Source organism: Streptomyces sp. NPDC104581, from assembly GCF_055583685.1.
The window spans coordinates 41719-59698 of sequence record NZ_JBVJNN010000005.1; the positions used below are offsets into that span (position 1 = coordinate 41719).

Genomic DNA, 17980 nt, shown 5'->3' on the forward strand with positions numbered 1-17980 from the left:
GAACGGGGTCCGGCCCGCCCGGGACTCCTCTTCGATCGGAGCTGCCGCCATGACCGACACGGAAACGGACAGGGGCGGGGACGCGGCCGGGGACATGGGCGCGGCAGTGGACCCGGATGTCACCGGGGAGCCGGACGTGACGTTCGCCGACGTCTTCCGTGAGGCGCTGCGCCGCCGCGGTCTCTCCCTGGAGCGGGTGCGCGACCGGCTCGAAGCACGGGGCATCGGCGTCAGCCTCGCCACCCTCAGTTACTGGCAGCGCGGGCGCAGCCAGCCCGAACGGGCCAGGTCCCTGCGCGCCGTCGACGCGCTGGAGGACATCCTCGCGCTGCCCGCCGGGACCCTCCGCTCCCTGCTGCGCCCCGCCCGGCCGCGCGGGCGTACGGCGTCGGACCTGCTCGATCTCTCCGCGTCCCACCGTGTCTTCGGTGAGAACTCCGACGTGGAACAGGCCCTCGGCGCGGAGTTCGCCCGCTTCAACGAGGACGTCACCTCCCTGGTCATCCACGAGACCGTCCATCTCGACGCGGAGCGCCGCATACGGCAGATGTCGGTGAACCAGGTGCTGCGCGCCACCCGCGACGGCGCGAGCCGGCTGACCGCCGTGCATGTGATCGACGACCCGGCGACGGCGTCGGTCGACGTCGCCGTACGGTGCGGGAGGCTCGGCCGGATGGAGTTCCTGCCGGAGCGGCGGAGCATCGTGACGGAGATCCTGTTCGGCGGTGAACTGGCCAAGAACGAGACGGTGGTGGCTGATTACACCATCTCGCTCTCGCCGAGCCGCGAGGTCTCGACGTACCACGAGCGCCGCACACGGGTGAGCCTGCGGGAGTATCTGCTGCATGTGTACTTCCACCCGGACGCGCTGCCGGTGAGCTGCCACCGCTACTACCGCGAGCGGATCGACGCGGAGAAGGCGAGCAGCCGCCAGATCGCGCTGGACGTCTCGCACACGGCGCACATGCTGCCGCCGAAGTGCCCGGCGGGGATACACGGCATGTCATGGCAGTGGCCTGCCTGATGCCCGGCGGGACGTCCCGCCGGACGTCCCGGTCGGCGCATGTCCGAGCGGCACGGTGCGCGCTCAGCCGCCTGTCGTCCGGTGCGCGACGGGGTGTCAGACCCCGCCGCTAGGGTCTTGCGCATGACCGAAGCGGCCGTGACCACGTCCACGTCCTCGGGCGCCGCCGATCTCCGGGACTGGCGGCGGCTGTTGGACGATTCGCCCGACCCGGAGACGACCGAGCGCGGCCGGCGCCTGAAGGAAGCCGCGATGCTCGACTTCGGCGTGCGGGAGAGCGCGATCGCGTCCTGGCTCTACACCAAGTGCCACCGGCAGATCCCCACGCTCGCCGTGGAGACGGCGGCGGTGGTGGCACCCGGGGACGGCAGCTGCGTGCTGCTGTACAACCCGGAGTTCTTCGCGGCGATCGGCGCGGACGGTGTGCGGTTCGTGCTCTTCCACGAGGCGCGGCATCTCATCCACCGGCATCTGTACGTGGACGCGGAGCTGCGCGGGGACGCCGTGTTCGCGCTGGCCGCCGAGGTCTCCATCAACCATGTCGTCATGCGACGGCTGCGCGCCGGGCTGCCCACCCGCCCGATGCCGCGACAGGCGGGCGACGGGCCCGATCCCGTACGGGAACCGGTCGGGATCGATCCGCACGCGATCCACGCCATGTACGAGGCGGATCTGCGCGCGCAGGGCCTGGAGCCGCTGTCGTACGACCACTTCACCGAGACGGACATGACCGTCTACGGCGAGCTGAAGCGCATGAGCGCCCCGCCCGTCCCCGCCGGCGCCGTCTGCCCGCACCTGCTGATCGGCGGTGTCCCGCTGGACGACGAGACCGTGGGCGAGGTGGCGGAGGGCGTCCTCGCGGACGTGCTGCGGGCCGCCCTGCGCGGCGAGGGGCCCGCCCGCGAGGAGATCCTGCACCTGGCGGACCGTTCCGAGGGCGGCAGCGACCGGGTCGGCAAGCTGTGGGCCCGTCTCGGCCTCGGCGCGCTGCGCGGCCGGACCGAGCCCACCCGCCGCGTCGAGTGGTGGAAGCGCTGGCTCGCCGACACCCTCGCCTCCAGACTCCGCGACGGCGAGCGGCTCGTCTACCCCAGGAAGCACGGCGCGGTGCTGCTCGCGCTCGGCCACGATCCGATGCTGTCGCGGCGCGGCAGGGAGCGTACGAAGGTCGTGGTCGTCGCCATCGACACCTCCGGCTCGATGTCCCAGCGGGTGATCGACTGGCTGGTCACACTGATCGGCCGCACGGACGGCGTCGAGACGCACTGGCTGAGCTTCGACGGCGAGGTCATGCCGTTCGTCGCGGGAGAGCGCGTACGGGGCGGCGGAGGTACGGACTTCGGCAATGTCGTCGAGTACGTGGAGGGGCGCCGGGAGGTCGGCGGCAGGCGCTGCGAGATACGGCCGGACGCGGTGATCATGGTCACCGACGGTCACGCGCCACCGGTGACGCCCGCCCGTCCCGAGAGCTGGATATGGCTGATCACCGACGGCGGGGACGACTGGCCGGACAGACACAGTCCGCCGATGGCCTGCCACCGCGTCACGACCGGCGACAGCTGAGGCCGGGACCCCTGCCCTGCCCGCCCCCGGGCACCGGGCCCGGCATTCGCGGCGGTTCCGCCGGTTCGTCCTCCATGGCCGGACGGGCTCGAAAACCACCACCCGAGGACTGGACTCCACCACCGTGATCAAGACCGACCCCGACCGCGCCGCGAGCCCTTCCGGCCCCGACCAGGACTGGCCCGTCACCGCCACCTACCCCGAGAGGCCGGCCGGCCGTCAACCGGGCGGGCGGCTGGCCGAGTTCATCGACGCCATGATCGCCATGGGCCAGACCGGCCAGGTCTTCGGCGAGCACGGCATCGGCAAGACCTCCACCTTCCTCAGTCACATACCGCGGGCCCACCCCGGCACCCGTGTGGTCCTCGTCCCGGCGGCCAACCTCACGCCCGACGACCTCCTGATGAACGCGCCCGTGCGGGACGAGAGGACCGGCGAGCTGGTCCTCACCCAGCTGATCATGCGTCAGCTCACCCCCGGTGAGCCCTTCGTGCTGCTGATCGACGACTCCTTGCAGGCCGGCGAGACCATTCAGTCCCAGCTCATGCAGATCGCCTGCGACTGGACCCTCGGCGAACACGACCTGCGGGCCCTCGGCTGTGTCGGCGTCTTCCTCTCCGACAACGAGTCCCTGACCGAGACCGGCTCCGCGCGCGGCGACCTCGCCGTCCTCGACCGCATGGTCACCGTGCGCCTCACGGCGAACGACACGGCCTGGCGCCACTCGCTCGCCGCGCGCCACCCCGCTCTCGACCTCGGCGACGTCTTCCGGCTCTGGAGCGGACTGACACCCCGGCTGCGCGCCCTGCTCTCCCCGCGCACCCTGGAGCACGTGCTCGACTGCGCCGTCGCCGGCCTGCCGCTGAGCTGGGGGCTGCCGCTGGTCGGCGGGGTGCGGATGCGGCTGCGGGACCTGCGGAAGGACGGCACGGAGGGCGGCGACCGTACGGCGGAGATCCTCGACGCCGTCGCGACCGCGGTCGGCGCCGAGAATCCGCCGACCGTGGCCGATCCCGTACGCCGCATCCTGCGCACCGCCCTGCGGGAGAACTGGGCCGTACTGCTGCAAGGGCCGCCCGGCTGTGGCAAGACGGAGATCACCAAGAGCGTCGTACGGGACGAACTGGGCGCGGAGCCGGTCTACTTCTCCCTGCCGGTGACCAACGTCGAGGACCTCTGCGTGCCCGTGCCCACCCCGGACGGCCGGCTGGACACCCTGCTGACCCGCGCGCTCTCGGGCCCCGGCGAGAAGGTGATCGTCTGGGACGAGTACAACCGGCCCAAGGACAAGGCCGCGTTCGCCAAGCTGATGGAGATCACCCAGGAGTGGACGCTGGCCGGGCGGCCCGTGGAGGGCCTGCGCGCGCAGATCGCGCTCCAGAACCCGCCGTACCACCTGGGCAGGAAGCTCCAGGTCAGCAGGAACAACGTGGCGCAGGCCAGCCGCTTCACGATCAGCTACGAGGTGCGGCCCGAGGACATCCCGGCCAACGAGTGGCTCATCGCGGCGTACGGCGAGGTGGCCGAGACCGTCATCGAATGGTGGAAGAACGACATCGACGACGAGGCCCGCGACTGGATCACCAAGCGGACGCTGGAGCGGCTGATCAAACTGCACCTGGCGGGCCAGCCGCTGATGTCCGGCCTGATCTATCTCGGCGAGGGCGAGTTCGCCCCGGTGCCGCTGACCGGCCTCGAAGCGAGGCTGGCCGGCACCGGGCAGGAAGTGGCCCTCGGATTCAAGGAGTTGGTCCGGGACGTCGACCTCTGGGAGAAGCGGCTCGCCGTCGCGTCGGAGGTCTCGCCGGAGGGGACGAACGACACCGACGTGGTCCACCGGGTGCTGGCCAACGCCGAACTGTCCCAGCTCAAACGGCACGGCGAGATCGTGGCACGGCTGCTGCGCCACATGCCGCCGAAGCTGCGCGCCACCCATCTCGTCGGGCAGACACCCGCCCGGCAGAGCTACTGGGTGGGCGTGCTCGCCCGGATGAAGGAGCTGGCGGCGACGTCCTGAGAAGTGTGTCCGGGAAACCGGACCCCGCGCCCCGACCGCCGCCCCACCACGCCACTGTCGCCGCCCGCAGAGCCCGGAAGAGTCCCCGATGCGCCTCACAGACCACACCGTCGTAGCCGCCGCCTACGCCCTCGCCGACCGGGAGCTGACCCGCGCGCTGATATCGCGCGTCCGGGAGGAGACGGTCGGGCTGCTGGGCAGCACCGTCCCGCTGCCGCCGCCGCTGCTGGCGGAGTTGACCGCCACCCGGGACCCGGACCTGCTCAGGGCGCTCGTCGCCTGCGCGGGGCACCGAGGCGAGGTGTTCCGGCGGCTGGCGGGGCGCGGCGATCCCGCGCTGGCCGCAGGTCTCTACGGCGAGCACGACCGGGACCGTACGCCCGCCCAGCGCGCCGCGGTGTGGGAGGGCGCGGTGGCCACGGCCGACGACCCCGGCTGGCGGGCGGAGGACGGTCTGCCGGCGAAGCTGCTGTCGTCCCGGCAGCAGGCGATGCTGGAACCGGCCCTGCTGTCACCCTTTCCCGAGCTGGTGGCGCACGCGCGCGGCGTCCTCGATGGCAAGGGCGCGGGCTCCGGGCCCCGGATGACCACCCCGAGCACCACTCCCCCGGTGCACAGGCGCTCCTGGGAGCGCCACCCGGGGACGACGGCGGAACTCGTCGGGGACTTCAGGGACCGGGAATTCCGCGGCACGGCGGAGCTGCCGGGGACACCGGGCGCCCTGGACTGGGACGTCCTGCTCGCGGAGCACCGCGCCGAGCCGTTCCGCCCCACGGCACTGGTGACCCTCTGGGCGCACCCGGACTGCCCCGAGGAGCTGGCCCTCGCCGCCTTCGAGGCCAACTGGAACAGCAGGCTGCCCGAGGGCGCCGTCCACTGGTCGATGCTGGAGAGTCCGGCTTTCGGCAGCCTGGAGGAGTACGCCCTGTCCCAGCTCCTCGGCCGGGGACTGGTCTCGGGAAACGTCCCGGCCGATCGCGTCCTGCGGGAGACGCGCCCGGCCCGCGCCGTCCTGTGCGCCCTGCCGGACGAGCACACGGGGACACGGACCGCCCTGGCCGCCCAAGTGGCCCGGCTGGGTTCGGACTTCGCCCCCTGGCGGGCCGTGTACTCGCTGCTCACCCGTTTCTCGGGCACCGTCACCGAACTGGTCGACGCGGCGCTCGCCGAGGAGCCGAAGCACCGCGGCAAGCCCTGGCCGAAGCCGCTGGGACCGGAGTTCCCCAGCCGTGGGGGGTCGGCCGGGCGCGCGGCATGGCTGCGGCTGTACGACGCGGCGGATCACGGCACGCGGTGCGCGCTCGTCGCGCACATGGACCAGCGCGCCATTCAGCATCTGCTGCTGTGGCACCGGCCGTCCACCGAACTGCGCGCGCACATCGTCCGGTCGAGGGGCGCGTCCGTCCTCGCCGGTATCGCCTCGACCTGGCAGACCGCGCCGGAGGTGATCGAGGAGCTGATCCCTTACAACGACCCCGAGGTCAACGCCGCGCTCTTCCTCCACACCGATCTGACTCCCGCCCAGCGCCGCCATGTGCTGTCCGGCCGGCTCCGGCAGGGCGGGGAGTCCGTCGACACCCCGGACGCCGACCGGATCCCGCTGACGAGGAGACTGATCCAGGGACTGGGGGAGAGCGCGCGGCGGCCCTGGCTGCTGGCGTGCGCGGACTCGGGCGACCCGGTTGCGTGCCGCATCCTGCTCGGCAGCCCCCGGGTGAAGATCCACACGCCCGCGCTCGAACTGCACCTGCTGATACGGCTCTGGGAGCGCCACGGGCCCGGCTCGGTACGGGAGCTGCTGGACGAGACCTGTTTCCCGGGCCGCAGGCGGCAGTCCGCGCACCCGCTGTCGCCGCCGACCCTGGAGACGGGACGCGCGGCGCTGGACGCGGCGGCCGGACCGGACGGACTGGCCCTGCTGCGGGCCGCGTACGAGGCCGCCGCGAGCCCGGCCGGGCGGGCGGACTTCCTGTCGGAGAAGGGGGCCGGCCCCGAGCGGGACGATCTGGCGAGGGCGCTCGAACTCTTCGACGAGGAGGTCGGTCCGGGACCGGTTCCCTGGGCCGAACTGGCGGCGGCCCACGCCACGGAGCCCCTGCACGACCGGGTCCTCGTCCGGCTGGCCGCGATGGACGGCTGCCCGGCCGTGCTCGCGGGGGAGTCGGACGCGGCGGCTCTGCGTCTGTCGCACCCGCAGTACCGGCCGCGCCGGGGGGCGCAGCCGCCCTCGGTGCCCGAGATGCTGAGGAAGCTGCCGCTGCGGATCGACAACGGTGGTTGCCGCTGGCTGGAGAAGGCGCACGCGCTCGGGCAGGTCACCCTGGACGAGGTGGTGCGGACCGGTTTCCCGGCCCGTGCGAGCATCGCCTTCCTGTCCAGGGCGCTGGCGCCGGGTGACTCGCCCGGCACCGAGGAGGTGCGGGCCGCCCGCCGCGCGGTCGCGGCACTGGCCACCGAGCACCTCTCGGACGACCCGGAGGGCTGGGCGCTCGCGCTCCGGCTCGCCCCGGACTTCGAGGGCACACTGCCGGACCTGCTGCTGGCGTCGGGCGCGGTGGTGAGCTGAGGGGCCGGGGCCCGTCCGGCGGCTACCCGAAGCGGGACACGTAGCGCTTCTGCCACGGGGTCTCGACCGCGTGGCGCGAGTAGTGCTCACGGACGTACGCGACGGCCTCCGCGTTCGGCACGCCGTCCAGGACGGCGAGACAGGCCAGGGCCGTCCCCGTACGTCCCCGGCCACCGCCGCAGGCGATCTCGACGCGCTCGTCCCCGGCCCGGTCGAGCGCCTCGCGCAGTGCCGCCGCGGCCCCGGCCCGGTCGGCCGGCAGCCGGAAGTCCGGCCAGCGGACCCAGCGGGACGTCCAGTCGACGGCGGGCGGTTCCTTGCCGAGGAGGTAGAGCGCGAAGGCGGGCGCCGGGCCCGCGGGGAGGGGGTGCCGCAGTCCCCGGCCGCGTACGAGACGGCCGGAGGGCAGGCGCAGCACACCCGCTGCCGAGGGCTCCCAAGTGGTGGTCACGGAGCCGAGGTTAACCGGGCTCGGCGGCCCCGCGCGGCGAAACGGCCGACGCCTCCCGGCAGCGCCCGGTACCGGTGCCGGGGGGCGGACCGGACCCGCGCCCGGGGGCCGCGGGTGCCGTGTCCCCGCGCGTCCCGCCCGTCCCTACGGCTTGACCGCCAGGAATCCCCACTGCACGCAGTCCTCGGCGCCGGCGGGGGCGCTGGTCCCGGCCGGCAGGACCAGTTCCGGCAGCGGGCCCAGCCCCGGCGGGAGCAGGGTCAGTCCGCGGGCGCAGTCGGCGATCTGCTCGGGCGTACGGGCGAGATAGGCGCCCTCGGGGTCGGCCTGAAGGTAGTGCTCCTGCATCCTGAGCACGCCGGGTGTCTCGATCGTGTCGCACACCGCGAGACAGGAGCCGGAGACGAAGCGGCTCGTGTACCGCTCGACGAGGTCGGCCGCCTCGGCGGGCGGGAAGTGGCCGAGGGTGGAGAGCACCAGCAGGGCGACCGGCTCGTCCAGGTTCAGGGTCGTCGCGACACCCTCCAGCACGGCCTCGACGTCGCGGAAGTCCTGCTGGAAGTAGTGGATCTTGCCCTCGGGCGAACTTCTCAGCGCGCTGGCGTGGTTCAGGACGACGGGGTCGTTGTCGACGTAGACGACCCGCGACTCCGGAGCCACCTTCTGGGCCGTGCCGTGGGTGCCGCTGCCGGTGGGGATGCCCGTGCCCAGGTCCAGCAGCTGGCGGATGCCGAACTCCCGGACGACGTGGTCCGCCACCCGCTCCTGGAAGGCGCGCGACTCCATGGCCGCCGTCTTGATCTCCGGGAAGTCGCCCATCATCACATCGCCGAGTTCGCGGTCGACCTGGTAGTTGTCCTGACCGCCCTGCGCGTAGTTCCAGATCCGCGCGGAGTTGGGGACGGTGGGCATGACATTGGTTCCGGGGCGTACGGAGTCGCTCATCCGAAGTCCTTACTCGTCAGGGGCAGGGGAGTGAAACGGGGCGGTGCGAACCCGCTGGTCACATCCACCGCCATTCGGTAGTTCTCAACTGCGTCGGAGTCGTCGGTGATGAGCGTCATGGACGGATGGAGGCCGATCTGGATCAGCCTCTCCCCCATCCCGAACTCCTTGAAGCGGAGAATCTCCAGGTGGCCGCAGAGGCTGATGGCCAGGGGGTGCGGTACGCGCGGCGGAATGACCTGGATGGCCACCGAGGAACGTACGTCGGCGATACGGGCTTCAAGGTAGTCGAGTTGACGGGCCATCACTCCGGGACCGCCCACCCGGCGCCGCAGGGTGGCCTCCTCCAGCAGCACCCACAGGCTGGCCCGGTCCGCGCCCTTGCCGTCGCCGATGGTGTGCTCCTTGCGGGCCTCCAGCAGCTCCAGCCGCAGACGGCGCACGGCGGGGTCCTCGTACGGGTTGCGCAGACTCATCAGGGCCTCCGCGTACTCCGTGGTCTGGAGCAGGTCCGGCAGCACGCCGGGCGCGTAGGAGCGGATGCTCGTCGCCGCGGACTCCAGGTCGATGACACCGACCTCGGCGACCTCGCGCCAGGGGTGCCACCAGCCGGGCTTCTTCGCCTCCGAGAGCGCGTGCAGGACCTCGGTCCGCTCGTCGGGGGGCGTCTCGTAGAGGTCCAGCAGGACGCCGACCATGCGGGGGTTCGGCACCGTCTCCGCGTTCTCCCAGCGCGCCGGTGTCGCCCGGTCCTTCTTGATCCTGTCGGCGACGCTCTGGAGCGTCATGCCGGCGGCCTCGCGCCGGCGGCGCAGATCCGCCCCGAAACACCGCAGGGCGACCGTGGGGCCGGATCGTGGCTGACTCACCGGGCCCTCCTCGCGTCCGCGGGTGGGGAGGGTCTCTTTCCTCTCCGTTCAGCGCGCTCCACGATACCCGCCGACCGAACTCTGTCACGTTGCAGAGTGTGGGGTCGGGTGGATATGGTGAGGTCTGGAGTTCCCCTACGCGGTACCCCCCAGACCGCCGCGCAGGGTTCGGGAACCGACCCCGCCGGACACACCGAGAGGCGTGACAGGGCGGGGGGTCACGGAGAACCGATGCCATGCACGTCTCACTACCGGCCGTACCGGAGCAGATCCAGGTCGCGCGCCGTATCGTCCGCAAGGAGCTGGCCGGTCTCGGCTGGCCGCCGGCGAAGATCGCCGCCTGCGAGGAGATCGCTGTCCATCTGGCCCGGCACGCCATCAGCGTCGTGGGCGTCAGCGGCTACTACCTCGGAGTGACCAAACGCCCCGGACCCGAGGACGACGCCGTCGCCATAAGAGTCAGCGTCACGATCCTGGACACGCCCGCCGAGTCGGCGACGGTGCCCCCGCAGGGCGGCCCGGCCGAACTCTCCGGGGCCGTCGGCACCTGCGACCAGGCCGAGCCGCACGGGGACAGCTCGCGTCTGGCCAACGTACTGACGAAGCGGTGCGGGACCGAGGTCAGCATCGTCGCGCAGCAGGGCAGTTGGGCGGCCTCGGCCACCCTCCCGGCCGAGGCTCCCCGCGTCGGCGCGCGCCCTTGAGGGGCCGGCCGGCCCCCGGACCACCGCCCGACGAGCACGACCGGGCGGGCCGCCCTGACCAACCCGTCTTGGAGAGGCTGCTGTGGACGCACTGAGGGGTGCCGCATCCGACGACCCCATGTGGGGGCCCAGGCGTGAGACCACCGCGGCGCACACCGGAGCACGCCACGCGAGCAGATCGGCCGTCGGCCAGCCGCCCCCGGCGCACGCTCCGCACACGGCGAATCTCGCCGCCGGTCACCGTCTGCCGCGGCCTCCGCGCGCCCGCAGGTGGACGGCCTGGTACCGGCCGAAGAGCGCGGATCCGGTCTCGGTGCGCGACCGCGGGGTCACGCACGGTGGGGGAGTGGCAGACGTGAGCCGTTCGGTACTGGTCGTCAGCGGCGCCAGCGGAAGCGCCGAGAGCGTCGCCGCCGCCTACGCCCGCCAGGACGACTGGGTCGGGTTCCTGTACGAGCGCGGCACCCCGCCCGACGAGCTGTACAACGTGCGCTGCGACGTGAGCGACGGACTGCAGCTGGACGCCGCCGTCTCGGAGTTCGAGACCGGCCACGGAGCCGTGGACGTCCTCGTCGTGGACGCCGACCGCCACGACCGGTACGGCGAGGAGTCCGACCACGCGGCGGCGGCCGGGACACGGGCCCGCGCCAACGCGATCATCGGCCGTACGCTCCCCGGGATGCGCGAGGCGGGCCACGGGCGGATCGTCCTGATCGCCTCCACGAAGGGCCTCGGCCGCGGCTCGGCCCTGTCCGGCGGCGCCCCGTACGCGGACCTGATGAGCCTGGCCTGGCACCTGGTCCACGAGTGCCGCGGCTCGGACATCACCGTCAACGTGATCACATACGGCTCCCCCGACGGCGCCGGCCGGCAGGGCGGCGCCCACCGCGCCCAGCAGATCGCGAACCTGGCGGTCCATCTGACCCGCCCCGAGGCCACCGACACCGGCGCGGTGATCCCGATCGAGGTCCTGGGCGCGATCCCGTCCCTGGGCCCGGCCCGCACGGACGGGGCGTCCTCCCCGGGCCGCTGACCGCCCGGGGCCGCTGACAGCCGCGCCTCCAGGGGACCCCTCAGCCCCGGAGGCGCGGCACCGCGCCGTCTGGCGGTGTCAGGCGATCTTCGCGCCGTACACGTGGTCCACCGTCATCACCATCAGCACCCGGCGGTCGGACACCATCACCGCGCGGTACTCGGCCCAGTCCGGGTGTTCACCGGAGGCGCGGCGGTAGTAATCCACCAGGGCCTCGACCTCCCGGCCGTCGGGGTCGGTCCCCGGGCCGATGAGCGTGACCGGGCCCTCGGCCGTCGCCCAGGACCAGCCGTCGGCGCTGGTGACCTCCAGGGCGGCCCGGGGGTCCCGGCGCAGGTTCGCCGTCTTCGCGCGGCCCTCGGTCATCGACACGTAGAGGGTGCCCGCCTCCCTGTCGTAGAAGGGCATGACGGGGGAGAGCTGGGGGCGGCCGTCCGACTTGATGGTGGCGAGGACGCCGAGGCGGCTCTCCGCGAGCAGCGCGCGCGGGTCGAACGGCGTGGAAGGTGTGGTCATGTCCGGCTCCTAGTCGTCACGGGACGTCGGCTGTTCCCGCGTCCCCGAGGGCTTGCGGAAGAGTTCGATCATCGACGCATAACCCTCGGTGCCGTGGCCGTTCGCCACGGAACGCTCCGCCAGGGACCTGACGAACTCGGGGAACTCCGTGTTCACGCCGAGGAATTCACTCTCGTGGACCAGGTGGTTCATCGAAGCCAGATGGGTGTTCAGGGTGGCGTCGAAGGCCGGGAACGCGCCCTTGTCGATCTGCTCCGCGTAGCCGGGCACCCAGTCCGCGACCATCGTGACGCTCCGGGCCGCGAGCGGTGCGAACACCGAGGCGTCGACGCCCGCCGCGCCGAGTACGGCGGCGCCCTGGAGGAAGCTGTTCAGGACGCCCCACATCATGCCCAGCACCGCGACGTCGTACAGCGACGACAGGCCGTGGTCGTCGCCGAGATGCGTCGCGGCCCCGCCGAGCACCCTGAGGGCCGGCTCGTGGGTGTCGAAGACCGCGCGGGGCCCGCTGTAGAGGATGACGGCGTCCGCCGAGCCCGCACCGTCCGGGTCGGTCAGGATGGCGCCGTCGAGATAGCCGGCGCCGTGCTCCGCCGCCCAGCGAGCCGTCTCGCGTGCCCCCTCGGAGGTGCCGGACGTGAGGTTCACCAGAACCCGGCCGTCGAGAGCGCCGGCCACCGGGTCGAGGAGTCCGTGCACGGCGTCGTAGTCCAGGACGCAGACGATCACGAGCGGGCTCGCCGCGACGGCTTCGGCGACCGAGTCGGCGCTCTTCGCGCCCTTGGCGACGAGAGGCTCGGCCTTGGCCGCCGTACGGTTCCAGACGGTCGTGGGGTGCCCCTCGCGCAGAAGCGCCTCGGCCAGTGCCTGGCCCATCAGGCCCAGGCCCAGCACGGTCACGGGTGCAGCAGCATTCATTCTTCGCTCCTCGATGTGGCTTGGTGCGCGTGACAGAATCTTCAACGTTCATACCGATGTGAAGGTCAAGGGGGGCCGCCATGCTGATCGGGGAGCTGAGCCGGCGGACGAGTGTCCACGCCCATCAGTTGCGTTACTACGAGGCCCAGGGCCTGCTCGAACCGGAGCGCGGCGCCAACGGCTACCGCGAGTACGGCAGCGACGCCGTCGTGACCGTGACGCAGATCAGGAGGCTCCTCGAAGCGGGGCTCTCGACCGAGGAGATCGCCTTCCTGCTGCCCTGCGCCACCGGGGCCGGGCCCGATCTCCTGCCCTGCGACGACGTTCTGGAGATGCTCCGGGCGCGCCAGCGGGGACTGGACGACCACATCGACACGCTTGTCCGCTCACGCCGGACGCTTCAGGAGTTCATCGACGCGACCGAGCGGCGGGTGTCGCCGTACGCCGGGTCCGGGGCGTGCGAAGCGTGACGGCGCCGCTGGCGGTCCGGGTGACTGCGCGGGGGTGGGGACCGGCGCCGGTCCCGGCTGCCGGAGTGTGTGCGATCGAGCCAGTCAGGGAAGCGGGTGAACGCCGGCTTCCTGTCCGGAAATCGCCCCTCGCACATGGGCCATTTTGGCATCTACCCGGCAAGCCTTTAGGTTAGGCTCGCCTAAGTCTTCGGTCGGTTCCCTCGGGTGTGCCGCAGTCGTCGGCCGCTCTGTTCCTACCCGAAGGAGCCCAAGTCGGCGCCCGGCACGGCCCCCGGACCCACCCCGCCGGGGCGCCGTCCCACCGGCCACGGCCGGCCCCGTACGGAGGCCCACCCGTGCCCGTCCGATTCCCCACCCCCCAGCCGAGGTTGAAACCGACGTGTCCGTCCAGTTCCCGCCATCCGCCGCGCCGCTCGCCGCCCACCCCGCGGACGTCCTGCCGGCGCCCGTCCGCAGCCGACTGCTGGAGATGGCGCGGGGCGCCGAACCCGTGTCGGCGTATCTCTACGACGGGGAGGTCGCCGCCGCGCGCGCCCGCGAGCTGCGCGCCGCGCTGCCCGACTGGGCGGCCGTCTACTACGCGGTCAAGGCCAACTCGTTCCCCGGGGTCGTCCGCGCCCTCGCCCCGCATGTCGACGGCTTCGAGGTCGCCTCCGTCAGCGAGCTCGAACTCGCCCTGGCCACGGCCGAGTCGGCGGACACACCCGCCGTCGTCGCCGCCGGGCCCGCCAAATCCGTACCCGTCCTCACCGCGCTCGTCCGCGCCCGCGTCGAGGCGATCAACGCCGAGAGCCTGCTCGAACTCCACCGGATCAGCCGCATCGCCGTCGCCGAAGGCACCACCGCCCGCGTCGCGCTGCGCGTCAATCCGGCCGGCATCCCGATCAGCGGCTCGCTCCACATGGGCGGCGCGCCCTCGCAGTTCGGGGTCGCCGAGCCCGGCGTACCGGATGTGCTGGCGGCCGCGGGCAAGCTCCCCGGCCTCGACGTCGTCGGCTTCCACATCCACGCCGCGTCCAACAACCTCGACGCCGGCACCCATGCGGCGTACCTGCGCTGGTGCGTCGAGTGGAGCGTGCGTACGGCCGCCGCCAACGGCGTCGAGCTGCGGCACATCGACATCGGCGGCGGCATAGGCGTGGCGTTCGAGGGCGAGAGCCCCTTCGACATGGCCCGCTTCGGTGAACTCGCCGCACTCGTCGAGCCCCCCGTAGGGGTGAAGGTCGTGCTGGAGCCCGGCCGGTTCCTGGTCGCGGACTGCGGCTGGTACGCGGCCGAGGTGACCGACGTCAAAGCCTCGTACGGCGAGTGGTTCGCCGTACTGCGTGGCGGAATCAACCACTTCCAGCTGCCCACCTCCTGGGACATCGTGCACAACGTCGCGGTGCTGCCCGTCGACGCGTGGGAGGCGGGTGACGAGTGTCCGAGGCCCGCCGCCGAACACACGCGTGTCACCGTCGTGGGCGAGCTGTGCACGCCCGAGGACACCCTGCTGCGCGACGTGTACGTGGAGCGGGTGCGCGCCGGTGATCTCGTCGTCTTCCCCAACGCGGGCTCCTACGGCTGGGAGTTCGCCATGCACGCCTTCCTCGGGCACCCGGTCGCCGGGCGCCAGCTGCTCTGAGCCGTCTCCCCCACCCTCATACTCCGGAGCCGATCCATGACCGTTCCCGCCGCCACGCTGTCCGCCTCCGGGCACCCCGCCGGTGCCCCGGACACCGGCGCCCCCGGTGACGCCCGCGCCATCCTGGAGCGGCAGCGCGCCAGGGAGTCGTCCGCGCGCACCTACGCCCGCAGCTTCCCGATCGTCCCGGCCCGCGCCCACGGCATGACGATCGAGGGCGTCGACGGCCGCCGCTATCTCGACTGCCTCTCCGGGGCCGGGACGCTCGCGCTCGGCCACAACCACCCCGTCGTGCGCGAGGCCGTCCGGCGCACCCTCGACAGCGGGGCGCCCCTGCACGTGCTCGACCTCGCGACACCGGAGAAGGACGACTTCACCGACGCCCTGTTCGAGACGCTGCCGAAGCCGTTCGCCGACCGCGCCCGCGTGCACTTCTGCGGGCCCGCCGGGACGGACGCCGTCGAGGCGGCGCTGAAGCTGGCCCAGACGGCGACCGGGCGGCGCGGGGTGCTCGCGTTCACCGGCGCCTACCACGGGATGACGGCGGGCGCGCTGGCCACGACGGGCAGCGTGGCCGTCAAGGAGCCGGTGCCGGGCGGCGGCGCGGCCGGTGGTGAGGTGACACGGCTGCCCTACCCGTACGCGTACCGCTGCCCGTTCGGCGTCGGCGGTGAGCGCGGCGCGGAGCTGGCGGCGACGTACACCGAGCGGCTGCTCGACGATCCGTCGGGCGGTGTCGTCCCCCCGGCGGCGATGATCCTCGAAGCGGTCCAGGGCGAGGGCGGGGCCGTGCCCGCGCCCGACACCTGGCTGCGCGAGATGCGGCGCGTCACGCGCGAGCGCGGTATCCCGCTGATCGTGGACGAGGTGCAGACCGGCGTCGGGCGCACCGGTGCCTACTGGGCGATCGAGCACAGCGGCGCCGTGCCGGACGTCATGGTGATGTCGAAGGCGATCGGCGGCGGGCTGCCGCTCGCGGTGATCGTGTACGACCAGGACTACGACGGGTGGCTGCCCGGCGCGCACACCGGCACGTTCCGGGGCAACACCCTGGCGATGGCCACGGGCGCGGCGACGCTCCGCCACGTCACGCGCGAAGGGCTGGTGGAGCGCGCGGCGACGGTGGGGGCGCGGCTGGCCGCGCGGCTGGACGGGCTGCGGTCCGAACTGCCGCTGATCGGCGACGTACGGGGGCGCGGGCTGATGATCGGCGTCGAGATCGTCGATCCCGAGGGGCCGTTGGACTCCTGCGGCTCCCGGCCCGTGGCACCCGCGCTGGCGGCGCGGATCCAGGAGGGCTGTCTGAGGCGGGGGCTGATCCTGGAACTGGGCGGGCGGTTCGGGTCGACGGTACGGCTGCTGCCACCGCTGGTGATCACGGACGAGGAGGCCGAGGCCGTGCTGGAACGGCTGACGGAGGCGATCGCCGAAGCGGTGAACGCGCCGAGGACGACACCGGAGACACCGCCGGCGGCGGAATCCGCGGACGGTGCCGGCGCCGCGGGCGTCTCCGGGCGGGCGGCGTGACCACGGAGGCGCTCGGCGCCGCCGTCGAGGACGTACTGCGGGCCCTGCGGCCCGAGCCCGGCACCGAGTTGTCGGGTGGGGTGGGCGGAGCCGCCGCGCTGGAGCCGCTGGTACGGGACGTGCTGGGCGCGCTCGCGGCGGGCGCGGCGCGGCGCGGCGGTCCGGTCGCCCCCGGCGCGCCGGACGGCATCGAGGCGTCCGTCGCCGAGGTGTTCCGCACCGTGAGCGGTGCCACGGCGCTCGGCGGGCTCACCGAACTGCTCGCGCACGGCAGCGCGGACCCGGCGGACCCCGCGTGCGCGGCGCATCTGCACTGCCCGCCGCTGGCCGTCGCCGTCGCCGCCGACCTGGCCGTGTCCGCGCTGAACCCCTCCCAGGACTCGTGGGACCAGGCCCCCGCGGCGACGACCCTGGAAACACTGCTCCTCCAGGAGCTGGCGGCCATGCTCGGATACGACCCCGCCGAGGCGGCGGGCGTCCTCACCTCGGGTGGTACCGAGTCCAACCTGATGGGCCTGATGCTCGCCAGGGACCGGGTGCTCGGCGCCGCGACGGGCCGGCAGATCGAGCTGACCGGGGTGCCGAGGACGGGCGCGGGAGTCGGCCCGGGGGCGGTGGCCGGGGCGCGGCCGAGGATTCTGGCGTCCGCCGCCGCGCACTTCTCGGTGCAGCGGGCGGCGGCCCTGCTCGGGCTCGGCGAGGACTCGGTGATCCCGGTGGCCGTCGACTCCCAACTGCGCATGAGAACGGGCGCGTTGGCGGCGAAACTGGAGCAGTGCGTCGAGCGCGGGCAGTTGCCCGTCGCGATCGTCGCGACGGCGGGGACGACCGACACGGGCGCGATCGACCCGCTGCGGGAGTGCGCGGAGCTGGCGGCGGAGTACGGGGCGTGGCTGCACGTGGACGCCGCGTACGGGGGCGGAGCGCTGCTGTCCGACCGGCTGGCGCCGCTGCTGGACGGTGTCGAACTGGCCGACTCCGTCTCCCTGGACTGGCACAAGCTGGGCTGGCAGCCCGCCGCGGCCGGGGTCTTCCTGGTGCGGAGGTCGGAGACGTACGCGTCGCTCGCGCGCCGCGCGGTCTATCTGAACCCGGCGGACGACGAGGAGGCGGGCTATCCGAGCCTGCTGGGCCTCTCCCTGCGGACCACGCGCCGCGCGGACGCCTTCAAGATCGCGGTGACGCTGCGGACGCTGGGCCGGGAGGGGCTGGGGCGGCTGGTCGACGCCTGCCACGAACTGGCGGTGGCGGGGGCGCGGGCGGTCGCGGCGCACCCGCGGCTGGAGTTGCACGGCGAGGCCGAGCCGGGCGGTGGGGTCCCGGTGCTGACGGCGTTCCTGTTCCGGTACGTGCCGGCGGAGGGGACGGCCGACGGTGCCCGCACCGACCGGCTGAACGCCTCGCTGCGCCGGCGGCTGCTGCGCGAGGGCGCCGCGGTCGTGGGGCGCACGGAGCTGCCGGGGGAGGGGCCGGGGCGCGTACGGCTGAAGCTGACGCTGCTGAATCCGCGTGCGACGGTGGCGGAGGTGGAGCGGTTGCTGGGTGCGGTGGTGGCCGCGGGTGTGGCGGAGGAGGGGGCGTGAGCGGGGCGCTGGGTGACCGGTGCGCTGCCCCGGACCCCTGCCGGTGCGCTGCCCCGGACCCCGCTCCTCAATCGCCAAAGGGGCTTCATTGGGCCGCCGGTCCTGGAGAGGCGCAGGGGCTTGAGGGGGCCGCTGGGCCCGGAGGGGCAGCCGTGGGGGATTCGATC

The 17980-nt window shown here is 73.3% G+C and carries 15 protein-coding genes; 10 read left to right on the forward strand and 5 right to left on the reverse strand.

The window, feature by feature from the left end; all coding sequences use genetic code 11:
* Positions 1 to 49: 49 nt before the first annotated feature.
* The 4 genes from ACZ61E_RS06335 (at position 50) to ACZ61E_RS06350 (ending at position 7170) form a co-directional block, all read left to right on the forward strand.
* Positions 50 to 1024, forward strand: coding sequence for a helix-turn-helix domain-containing protein (locus ACZ61E_RS06335; RefSeq protein WP_469698040.1), 975 nt, complete (start codon positions 50 to 52; stop codon positions 1022 to 1024).
* A 123-nt stretch (positions 1025 to 1147) separates the two neighbouring features.
* Entirely contained in the window at positions 1148 to 2587 is a 1440-nt protein-coding gene (locus ACZ61E_RS06340) for a DUF2201 family putative metallopeptidase (protein WP_469698041.1), read from the forward strand.
* A gap of 124 nt (positions 2588 to 2711) precedes the next feature.
* Positions 2712 to 4604, forward strand: a complete 1893-nt coding sequence (locus ACZ61E_RS06345; protein ID WP_469698043.1) for a P-loop NTPase family protein — start codon at positions 2712 to 2714, stop codon at positions 4602 to 4604.
* Positions 4605 to 4692: 88 nt separating this feature from the next.
* Positions 4693 to 7170, forward strand: coding sequence for a hypothetical protein (locus ACZ61E_RS06350; RefSeq protein ID WP_469698045.1), 2478 nt, complete (start codon positions 4693 to 4695; stop codon positions 7168 to 7170).
* A gap of 22 nt (positions 7171 to 7192) precedes the next feature.
* Here ACZ61E_RS06350 and ACZ61E_RS06355 read toward each other — a convergent pair whose 3' ends face one another.
* The 3 genes from ACZ61E_RS06355 to ACZ61E_RS06365 form a co-directional block, all read right to left on the reverse strand.
* On the reverse strand, positions 7193 to 7621 hold the full coding sequence (locus ACZ61E_RS06355) for a phosphatase domain-containing protein (protein ID WP_469698046.1): 429 nt from the start codon (positions 7619 to 7621) through the stop codon (positions 7193 to 7195).
* A gap of 144 nt (positions 7622 to 7765) precedes the next feature.
* Complete coding sequence (locus ACZ61E_RS06360; protein WP_469698048.1) at positions 7766 to 8566, reverse strand: SAM-dependent methyltransferase; 801 nt, start codon at positions 8564 to 8566, stop codon at positions 7766 to 7768.
* Positions 8563 to 9435: a helix-turn-helix domain-containing protein gene (locus tag ACZ61E_RS06365; RefSeq protein WP_469698050.1), complete on the reverse strand. Its 873-nt coding sequence runs from the start codon at positions 9433 to 9435 to the stop codon at positions 8563 to 8565. The genes ACZ61E_RS06360 and ACZ61E_RS06365 overlap by 4 nt, the downstream gene beginning before the upstream one ends.
* Positions 9436 to 9671: 236 nt before the next feature.
* Here ACZ61E_RS06365 and ACZ61E_RS06370 point away from each other — a divergent pair, with 236 nt between their 5' ends.
* Both ACZ61E_RS06370 and ACZ61E_RS06375 read left to right on the forward strand, forming a co-directional pair.
* Entirely contained in the window at positions 9672 to 10139 is a 468-nt protein-coding gene (locus tag ACZ61E_RS06370; protein ID WP_469698051.1) for a hypothetical protein, read from the forward strand.
* Between the two features lie 355 nt (positions 10140 to 10494).
* Positions 10495 to 11172, forward strand: coding sequence for an SDR family NAD(P)-dependent oxidoreductase (locus ACZ61E_RS06375; protein ID WP_469698053.1), 678 nt, complete (start codon positions 10495 to 10497; stop codon positions 11170 to 11172).
* A gap of 78 nt (positions 11173 to 11250) precedes the next feature.
* Here ACZ61E_RS06375 and ACZ61E_RS06380 read toward each other — a convergent pair whose 3' ends face one another.
* Positions 11251 to 11688: a PPOX class F420-dependent oxidoreductase gene (locus ACZ61E_RS06380; protein ID WP_469698055.1), complete on the reverse strand. Its 438-nt coding sequence runs from the start codon at positions 11686 to 11688 to the stop codon at positions 11251 to 11253.
* Positions 11689 to 11697: 9 nt separating this feature from the next.
* Positions 11698 to 12606 (reverse strand): NAD(P)-dependent oxidoreductase, encoded by a 909-nt coding sequence (locus ACZ61E_RS06385; RefSeq protein ID WP_469698057.1) that lies wholly within the window; start codon positions 12604 to 12606, stop codon positions 11698 to 11700.
* 80 nt (positions 12607 to 12686) lie between these two features.
* Here ACZ61E_RS06385 and ACZ61E_RS06390 point away from each other — a divergent pair, with 80 nt between their 5' ends.
* The 4 genes from ACZ61E_RS06390 (at position 12687) to ACZ61E_RS06405 (ending at position 17813) form a co-directional block, all read left to right on the forward strand.
* Positions 12687 to 13076, forward strand: a complete 390-nt coding sequence (locus ACZ61E_RS06390) for a MerR family transcriptional regulator (RefSeq protein WP_469698059.1) — start codon at positions 12687 to 12689, stop codon at positions 13074 to 13076.
* 382 nt (positions 13077 to 13458) lie between these two features.
* Positions 13459 to 14703 (forward strand): alanine racemase, encoded by a 1245-nt coding sequence (locus tag ACZ61E_RS06395; RefSeq protein WP_469698061.1) that lies wholly within the window; start codon positions 13459 to 13461, stop codon positions 14701 to 14703.
* Between the two features lie 36 nt (positions 14704 to 14739).
* Positions 14740 to 16230, forward strand: coding sequence for a diaminobutyrate--2-oxoglutarate transaminase (locus tag ACZ61E_RS06400; RefSeq protein ID WP_469698062.1), 1491 nt, complete (start codon positions 14740 to 14742; stop codon positions 16228 to 16230).
* The gene (locus ACZ61E_RS06405) at positions 16227 to 17813 is read left to right on the forward strand and encodes a pyridoxal phosphate-dependent decarboxylase family protein (protein ID WP_469698064.1); all 1587 of its coding nucleotides are present in this window, start codon (positions 16227 to 16229) and stop codon (positions 17811 to 17813) included. Before ACZ61E_RS06400 ends, ACZ61E_RS06405 begins: the two co-directional genes overlap by 4 nt.
* Positions 17814 to 17980 lie beyond the last annotated feature (167 nt).

What these genes read in the sequence shown, in the direction of transcription:
- ACZ61E_RS06350 (WP_469698045.1), top strand. Translation starts at nt 4,693, where the DNA reads ATGCGCCTCACAGACCACACCGTCGTAGCCGCCGCCTACGCCCTCGCC.
- ACZ61E_RS06340 (WP_469698041.1), top strand. Translation starts at nt 1,148, where the DNA reads ATGACCGAAGCGGCCGTGACCACGTCCACGTCCTCGGGCGCCGCCGAT.
- ACZ61E_RS06370 (WP_469698051.1), top strand. Translation starts at nt 9,672, where the DNA reads ATGCACGTCTCACTACCGGCCGTACCGGAGCAGATCCAGGTCGCGCGC.
- ACZ61E_RS06335 (WP_469698040.1), top strand. Translation starts at nt 50, where the DNA reads ATGACCGACACGGAAACGGACAGGGGCGGGGACGCGGCCGGGGACATG.
- ACZ61E_RS06390 (WP_469698059.1), top strand. Translation starts at nt 12,687, where the DNA reads ATGCTGATCGGGGAGCTGAGCCGGCGGACGAGTGTCCACGCCCATCAG.
- ACZ61E_RS06380 (WP_469698055.1), bottom strand. Translation starts at nt 11,688, where the DNA reads ATGACCACACCTTCCACGCCGTTCGACCCGCGCGCGCTGCTCGCGGAG.
- ACZ61E_RS06400 (WP_469698062.1), top strand. Translation starts at nt 14,740, where the DNA reads ATGACCGTTCCCGCCGCCACGCTGTCCGCCTCCGGGCACCCCGCCGGT.
- ACZ61E_RS06385 (WP_469698057.1), bottom strand. Translation starts at nt 12,606, where the DNA reads ATGAATGCTGCTGCACCCGTGACCGTGCTGGGCCTGGGCCTGATGGGC.
- ACZ61E_RS06360 (WP_469698048.1), bottom strand. Translation starts at nt 8,566, where the DNA reads ATGAGCGACTCCGTACGCCCCGGAACCAATGTCATGCCCACCGTCCCC.